Below are 6,653 nucleotides of genomic sequence, written 5' to 3'. Positions count from 1 at the left end.
CCAAGGCAGTTTCACCCGATGATGATTGGCATAAGGATACCTCCGGATTCCCGGGGCTGGTTCGTGCCGCTGATTTTATCGGACAGTTGGCAGACCCCAACCGGATGCAAAAATGCACGGCCCTGTTTTATGAGTTTGAAGAGTTGGGTCTCAACGAGAAGCTGGGATACAAAACGCCCGGGGACCTGCGTGCCTGCAATGCGAAATTCTACTGGGACATTGTCAGTCCCTACGTTCAGGATGCCCTCGGGTACCTGAAGGTGACCCACGAGGGCAAACAGTGGATCGCCAACCTGCAATCCAACGTGTTCGGCAATTACCTGTTCGCGGATGGGTAGCGGCAAATGCCCGACTATCCGGAAATAAATCATAAGAACCTATCTCACAAATAGTCTAACAGGGTCTTGAAAAACGTCATGCGCGCAGGCAAGACAAGGCAAAATTTGGCGAAAAAGCGGAGTTTATGTGTGATAAATGAGCATTTTGAGTCAAATTTTAACGATGTATGGCCAAGCGCAATAGTTTTTCAACAGCCTGCTAAGTGCCCATGAAGGCAAGTTGACGGAAACCCGATGAAATTGCCTCGCATCCCGGCCTACCTGAAAGGCGTTGCCGCCGTCACCGCCCTGTCCGTCACCCTGACCATTTTCCTGTTTCGGATCGACGTTCCCATCCTGCAGCTCTTTGAATTGAAGCTCTACGACCTGCGTTTCCTTCAACGGGGCTATCGGCAGCCTTCACCGGCAATCGCCCTGGCCATGATCGATGAAAAAAGCCTCGACCAGGAGGGCCGTTGGCCGTGGCCGCGTTCCACCATTGCCGCTCTGGTGAATCGACTGTCAGACGACGGTGCCAAGGTGATCGGCTTCGACATCGGTTTTCTCGAGCCGGAGGAGCACGCCAACCCGACGGTACCCCAGGGATTTTCAGAAGCACTGGCCCGCTTAAATGCGGCCGAAGAGCGCCCGGACGGTCGAACACCCCAGCGTCTCCAAAAGGACATCAACGACCGGATTCTGGCCGATTCAATCCGGCAGGCCCGGTCGGCCACGGTGCTCGGTTATTTTTTTCACATGAGCCCGTCAGAATTGAACTACGATATCGAAAAGACGGAAATCGACCGGCAGCTGGCGCTGATCGGCAAGTCCAAATATCCCATGATTCTCCAGGACGACCCGGATGCGTCCCGGCTGCCGTTTATCACCGCGTATGCGCCGGAGGCCAACTTGAAACTATTCTCCGACGCCGCCGACGCAGCCGGATTTTTCACCGTGGCCAGCGACCGGGACGGCGTGGTGCGCAACGTACCGCTGATGATCAAGTGCGGGGAGGACCTCTTTCCCCACCTGGCGGTGATGTGCGCCTTGCATTATCTGGACCGGCCCCAGACCATCGTCAAGGTCCCTCGCTACGGCGTGGAGGGGGTCCAGATGGGCCAGCGCTTCATCCCCACCGACGAAAACGGGCTGCTGCGGATCAACTACCTCGGCCCGGCCGGAACCTTTCCCCACTATTCCATCACCGATATTTTAAAAGGCAAGACGCCAGCCGGAACCTTCACGAACCGGATCGTCCTGGTGGGGGCCTCCGCCGTGGGCACCCACGACCTGCGGTCGACGCCATTCAGTTCGGTCTACCCGGGCGTGGAGATCCACGCCACGATCATCGACAACATCCTCACCGGCCACTATATTTCCAAGCCACGCTGGTCGGAGATTTTCGACCTGATCGCGATCATCACCATCGGCCTGCTTCCCGGCATTTTCCTGCCCCGGGTGAAAGCCACGCTGGGGCTTTTGATTGCCCTGGGCGTATTCAGCCTGCACGTGCTTTTCACCCGCTGGCTCTTCGTCCAATTCGATCTGTGGCTGAACATGGTCTACCCGCTGACCTCGCTGGTCGTCAGTTACACCTTTGTTACCGTGTTTCTCTATGCCACCGTAGAAAGGGACCGCAAACGGATCAAAAGCACCTTCCGACAGTACGTGGCCCCGCTGGTCATCGAAGAGATGCTCAAGGACCCCGAACAACTGACCCTGGGGGGCGAGGAAAAGGTTTTGACGGTACTCTTTTGCGACCTGGAGCGCTTCACCAGCTACACCGAAATCTACGGGCCATCGGAGATGGTCAAGATCCTCAGCGACTATTTTACCCGCATGTCCGAGGAGATCTTCAAGCAGCGCGGCACACTGAAGGAGTATGTGGGCGACGAGATCATGGCCTTTTTCGGCGCCCCCATCGAACAGCCGAACCACGCCCAACGCGCCTGCGAGGCGGCCCTGGCCATGCGCGACGGTCTCCGCAGGCTTTGTGAGGGGTGGATCGACATCGACCGCCCGTTCATGCACGCCCGCACCGGGATCAACAGTGGACCCATGCTGCTTGGGAATCTGGGTTCGCGGTATCGCTTCGCCTATGGCGTATTGGGGGATCAGGTCAACCTGGGGTCGCGCCTGGAAGGATTGAACAAGATGTACGGCACGGAAATCCTGATCGGCGAAAACACCTATGCCATGGTCAAGGACGATTTCATCCTGCGCGACCTCGACCTGGTGCGGGTGGTGGGACGCGAGCAGTGCGTGCGGGTTTACGAGCTGGTGGGACGCTCCGATGCCGTGCTGTCACCGGAGCATTTAGGGGCCCTGGAGGCCTATGCCGCCGGTTACGACGAATACTGCCGGCAGCACTGGCCCCAGGCAATTGCCTATTTAGAGCGCGCCCTCTCCCTGCGCCCCGACGACGGCCCGTCAAAAACCATGCTGGCGCGCTGCCGGGTCTATCAGGATGACCCGCCGGCGGATGACTGGGAGTGTGTGTTCGAACCTAAAACCAAGTGAAAGAGACCGCCAAAAATGTTGATTCTTATAAGGGATGTAAAAGGAAATGAGCTTGAACTGAGCCATGGCAGTGCTGTCTGCTTGAAGGACGCTCGAAGCGGCAAGGAAGTTAACTTTGAGTGGCCTGACTTACCAAAGATGTTTCAGCATGAGCTGGATGATCTGGCTTCCCGTGCGGTAAGGACCATGGAGCAGGCGAGGGAATTAATAACGGAAAGCTCCGGCCTCTGCTGATAGGCTATGCTTTAAAGAACCTGCCGACCGGCTTTAAGATGGCTCAGCCTTAGCAGAAACAAGCCTCACATGGATATCTCAATAACAGATCAAGACTATTAGGGGACGCTCATAAAAATATAACTTCACACAAATTTTAGTTTGTTCTCAATTGCAATTGCCCTGCCTCGTTTTGCTGCAATACTGACCGCAGCCTGCGTTACCCTCAACTTTTCCGCAATTTCCGGCTGTCTTAGCCCACGTTCTTCAGTCGCCCAATAACATAACAAACTGCGTGCTTTGACTGTCCTTCTTCCGCGATCACGCGTTAGAATCATCTCAGGCGAAACGCCAGTTAACGCAGACACCCTTTTCAAAATTGACTCAAAATCAACACCTTCAGCCTTTAGCCGCCAGCGCCGCTCCATTTTCTCGTTCGCCAGTGACAACACTTTTTCGACAAAGTCACCATCCCCCAACACTCTCTCATCACTTTTTTGAAACAGCTTTGCCTTGCGCAGCGCCTTGACCGCCATCCAGCCCCCTGCACTTCGAATCAACCCCCCGCCGATGAGATCATCTCTACGGCCCTGGTCGACACCTTTTGCAACGAACCCCCGGTATATCCTTCGCGCTGTGGAGAGGGCTGAATCAAACATCTTGAGCACATGGCCGGTATCCTGCCAGGGACAGCAGCTATTCTTGAATAAGGCGCTGTGACCACAATAGCTGTAGTTTTCCAATTCTTTTAGATTTTGAACAATTTTTGCTCTGAGTGGGTTTAAGTGGATATACCGGACAAGCTCCAAAAGATAAGCGTCCTCCTGGCAAAGAATTGACTTGTAGCGGTTTTGGAACAAGTGCCCGTGTCGCCGATGACGCCTGTTGAAAGATACAGCATAGCCTGTCAGCAACCGTTGCATGACCCGAGAAATTGGAGAATCACCAGTTCTTAGCAACAGGTGAAAGTGATTGGGTATCAATGCCCAGGCGAAGCATCCCGTTTGGGTATCTTCGATAACGGCACCCAAACGTGCCAAGAAGTTTTCCCGGTCCACGTCATCCAAGAAAATTTTCCTGCGTTCGATCCCCCTGACGATGATGTGATGCAGGGCTCCGGGAGCATCTATTCGTCCTTTCCGTGGCATATGCTCAACATATACAAAGGCAAGATCCTTGTAAACTTATTTTTTTATGTGCGTCCCTTAAATATCGTTGATGAACTTGACAGGTATTATTGTGTGGATTATTATAGTTATAAGTATCCACATAGCGGAGGTGCAATATGAGAACGGTTCAAATGACGCTTGACGACGATCTTGTTAAGGCCGTCGATCAAGTTTCAAAACTACTTAATACCAGTCGTTCAGCTTTTACGAGAAAAGCCCTTCGAGAGGCATTGGCCAGGTATAATCTTGAACAATTGGAACGCAAGCACAGACAAGGCTATGAACGAAAACCAATTATTGGTGATGAATTTATGGTTTGGGAGTCAGAACAGGCTTGGGGTGATGAATGAAACATGGTGAAATACGGTGGTACAAATTTGCGAATCCAGATAAAAAAAGACCGGTTCTCATCCTGACCCGGGACTCTGTTTTAGAATATCTTGGTGAAGTAACGGTTGCCCCAATTACAAGCACAGTGCGCGATATACCTTCCGAAGTATTTCTTTCCAAACCCGATGGCATGCCACGGGATTGCGCCATCAATTGTGACCATTTGCAAACTGTTTCAAAAGGAAAGATAGGGGCACTGATCACATCCTTACCGCCAGTTAAAATGGTTGATGTTGGACGGGCAATCCGTTTTGCACTCGATATATAATGTGCAACCAAAGAAGTTTTCTCGATCCACGTCATCTAAGAAAATTTTCCTGCGTTCGATTCCCCTGACGATGATGTGATGCAGGGCTCCGGGCGCATCTATTCGTCCTTTCCGTGGCATATGCTGACCATATAGAAAGGCAAGATCCTTGTAAACTTATCTTTTTATGTGCGTCCCTTATATATTAATCCGATACAACACGCTTGACATACTACGTTATCCGTAATACCCTCTGCGTATGATTAAATCATTTTCTTGCCGGGATACCGAAAGATTGTTCAACGATATCCGAGTGCGCCGGTTCCAATCTTTTGAAAGGCAGGCAAGAAAAAGGCTTGCCGTTCTTCATGCTGCTCCGAGTGTTGATGCGCTAATGCTCAATCCAGGAAACAAGTTTCATTCTTTGGGAGGAGATAGGAAGGGGCAATATGCAATTAATATAAACAAACAGTGGCGCGTTTGCTTTGAGTGGCATGATGGCAATGCATTTAATGTAGAAATTATAGATTATCACTGAGGTATAGGTATGAACCAGGAAAACCATCTTGATCCAATTACACCAGGTGAAATCTTACGTGAAGATTTCATGGAACCATTAGAGATCAGTATAAACAAGCTTTCACGAGATCTTTCCGTTCCACCGAACCGAATTAGCGAGATTGTTAATGGAAAAAGATCCATAACCACAGACACTGCCTTGAGACTACAACGATATTTTGGCATTGAGGCTCAGTTCTGGCTCAATCTGCAGACTGAATATGATTTGAGGGTTTTAAAACGAAGAATATGGGCTGATATCGAGAAAAGAATCATTCCCGTCAGGGAGGCGGGCCAAGAAGTCGGAATTGGTGTATAGCTTGGGTATAAGGCTTTTTGCTGAAGACTGATGGGGAAAGGAATAGCTCCTGGTTTTCATAAAAGTAGAATTATAATCTTCAGTCTAATTCCCTTCAAGCGATTTGGTTTTGGGGATTCATTCCAGCTTCGTTAAAACAACAACTATAGTTCCCAAATAAGGGCTAAGAAAATTTTCCGACGTTCGATCCCCCTGACGATGATGTGATGCAGGGCTCCGGGCGCATCTATTCGTCCTTTCCGTGGCATATGCTGACCATATACAACGGCGATATCCTTGTAAACTTATTTTTTTATGTGCGTCCCCTAATTTCCTTAATTCCTTCAACCAATTGCCCAGATTTTTGTAGATTCAATTTAAAACGAATCCCGCATCATCGCATCCTGGACAACTTTCGGTAATGTTAGCGGAACAAAGTAATCAGAAGGGAAAAGATAGTCTTCACCGGATTCATCGATGACGCGTCGCAGGTTCTGTTTTTTCGCCAGATCATCTGGAATTGCTACGTAAACCTTCCATCGTTCTAGTGAAGCCTCATACTCTCGATTATTTACACAGATGATAAATTCTTGCATATTCTTACCTACTTATACCAGAATCGATTTGTTTTCTGTTCTTTTTTCCCTTTCCCGCGAGCCTCATACCAGTGAATTTCCGCCCTGCATACATCTCCTGACTGAAACCGAATGATATAGATGCCCTTCATTTTACGCCATCGACCATCACCGTAAACTTTTTTGAGGCGCTGAAATTCGTGAATCGATTTGTCTACCGCAATGGTTTCCGGTACAGAAAGTTGTTCAACAATTTCAAATTTCAACTATCGAACTCCGCTGCTTACTTGAAATATAACCAGTTGATATTCAATTGAAAATAACCACTGCTCAACGGTTACCGCTTTTATCACAAGAAATATTATG

At 50.0% G+C, this 6,653-nt stretch carries 9 protein-coding genes; 6 read left to right on the top strand and 3 right to left on the bottom strand.

Annotation, left to right across the window (positions count from 1 at the left end):
* On the top strand, positions 1-338 hold a 338-nt coding region (locus QNK41_RS03400; protein WP_319253758.1), incomplete at its 5' end, for a hypothetical protein.
* A gap of 234 nt (positions 339-572) precedes the next feature.
* Positions 573-2,837 (top strand): adenylate/guanylate cyclase domain-containing protein, encoded by a 2,265-nt coding sequence (locus QNK41_RS03395; RefSeq protein ID WP_319253756.1) that lies wholly within the window; start codon positions 573-575, stop codon positions 2,835-2,837.
* A 359-nt stretch (positions 2,838-3,196) separates the two neighbouring features.
* Here the strand turns inward: QNK41_RS03395 and QNK41_RS03390 are convergent, their stop codons facing one another.
* On the bottom strand, positions 3,197-4,198 hold the full coding sequence (locus QNK41_RS03390; protein ID WP_319253755.1) for a transposase: 1,002 nt from the start codon (positions 4,196-4,198) through the stop codon (positions 3,197-3,199).
* Between the two features lie 137 nt (positions 4,199-4,335).
* On the opposite strand from QNK41_RS03390, the gene QNK41_RS03385 reads away from it, so the two are divergent.
* The 4 genes from QNK41_RS03385 to QNK41_RS03370 all read left to right on the top strand — a co-directional run bounded on the left by QNK41_RS03385 (position 4,336) and on the right by QNK41_RS03370 (position 5,733).
* Positions 4,336-4,569: a ribbon-helix-helix domain-containing protein gene (locus QNK41_RS03385; RefSeq protein WP_319253753.1), complete on the top strand. Its 234-nt coding sequence runs from the start codon at positions 4,336-4,338 to the stop codon at positions 4,567-4,569.
* Positions 4,566-4,877, top strand: a complete 312-nt coding sequence (locus QNK41_RS03380; protein ID WP_319253751.1) for a type II toxin-antitoxin system PemK/MazF family toxin — start codon at positions 4,566-4,568, stop codon at positions 4,875-4,877. The genes QNK41_RS03385 and QNK41_RS03380 overlap by 4 nt, the downstream gene beginning before the upstream one ends.
* Before the next feature lie 238 nt (positions 4,878-5,115).
* Positions 5,116-5,394: a type II toxin-antitoxin system RelE/ParE family toxin gene (locus QNK41_RS03375; protein WP_319253748.1), complete on the top strand. Its 279-nt coding sequence runs from the start codon at positions 5,116-5,118 to the stop codon at positions 5,392-5,394.
* A gap of 9 nt (positions 5,395-5,403) precedes the next feature.
* Positions 5,404-5,733 (top strand): HigA family addiction module antitoxin, encoded by a 330-nt coding sequence (locus tag QNK41_RS03370; protein WP_319253746.1) that lies wholly within the window; start codon positions 5,404-5,406, stop codon positions 5,731-5,733.
* A 356-nt stretch (positions 5,734-6,089) separates the two neighbouring features.
* On the opposite strand, the gene QNK41_RS03365 is transcribed toward QNK41_RS03370, so the two are convergent.
* Together QNK41_RS03365 and QNK41_RS03360 are read right to left on the bottom strand one after the other, a co-directional pair.
* Positions 6,090-6,308 carry a hypothetical protein gene (locus QNK41_RS03365; RefSeq protein ID WP_319253744.1) on the bottom strand — a complete coding sequence of 73 codons (219 nt, stop codon included), beginning with the start codon at positions 6,306-6,308 and terminating at the stop codon, positions 6,090-6,092.
* Between the two features lie 8 nt (positions 6,309-6,316).
* Positions 6,317-6,553 (bottom strand): hypothetical protein, encoded by a 237-nt coding sequence (locus QNK41_RS03360; protein ID WP_319253742.1) that lies wholly within the window; start codon positions 6,551-6,553, stop codon positions 6,317-6,319.
* Between the last annotated feature and the right edge of the window lie 100 nt (positions 6,554-6,653).

The organism is Desulfosarcina sp., assembly GCF_033791525.1.
In the GTDB taxonomy this organism is placed as follows: Bacteria; Desulfobacterota; Desulfobacteria; order Desulfobacterales; family Desulfosarcinaceae; genus Desulfosarcina.
This window is presented reverse-complemented; position numbering and strand designations above follow the sequence as displayed.

Bases quoted from the DNA above. Each gene is read 5' to 3' on its own strand.
- QNK41_RS03390 (WP_319253755.1), bottom strand. From the start codon at position 4,198: ATGCCACGGAAAGGACGAATAGATGCTCCCGGAGCCCTGCATCACATC.
- QNK41_RS03375 (WP_319253748.1), top strand. From the start codon at position 5,116: ATGATTAAATCATTTTCTTGCCGGGATACCGAAAGATTGTTCAACGAT.
- QNK41_RS03365 (WP_319253744.1), bottom strand. From the start codon at position 6,308: ATGCAAGAATTTATCATCTGTGTAAATAATCGAGAGTATGAGGCTTCA.
- QNK41_RS03385 (WP_319253753.1), top strand. From the start codon at position 4,336: ATGAGAACGGTTCAAATGACGCTTGACGACGATCTTGTTAAGGCCGTC.
- QNK41_RS03380 (WP_319253751.1), top strand. From the start codon at position 4,566: ATGAAACATGGTGAAATACGGTGGTACAAATTTGCGAATCCAGATAAA.
- QNK41_RS03370 (WP_319253746.1), top strand. From the start codon at position 5,404: ATGAACCAGGAAAACCATCTTGATCCAATTACACCAGGTGAAATCTTA.
- QNK41_RS03395 (WP_319253756.1), top strand. From the start codon at position 573: ATGAAATTGCCTCGCATCCCGGCCTACCTGAAAGGCGTTGCCGCCGTC.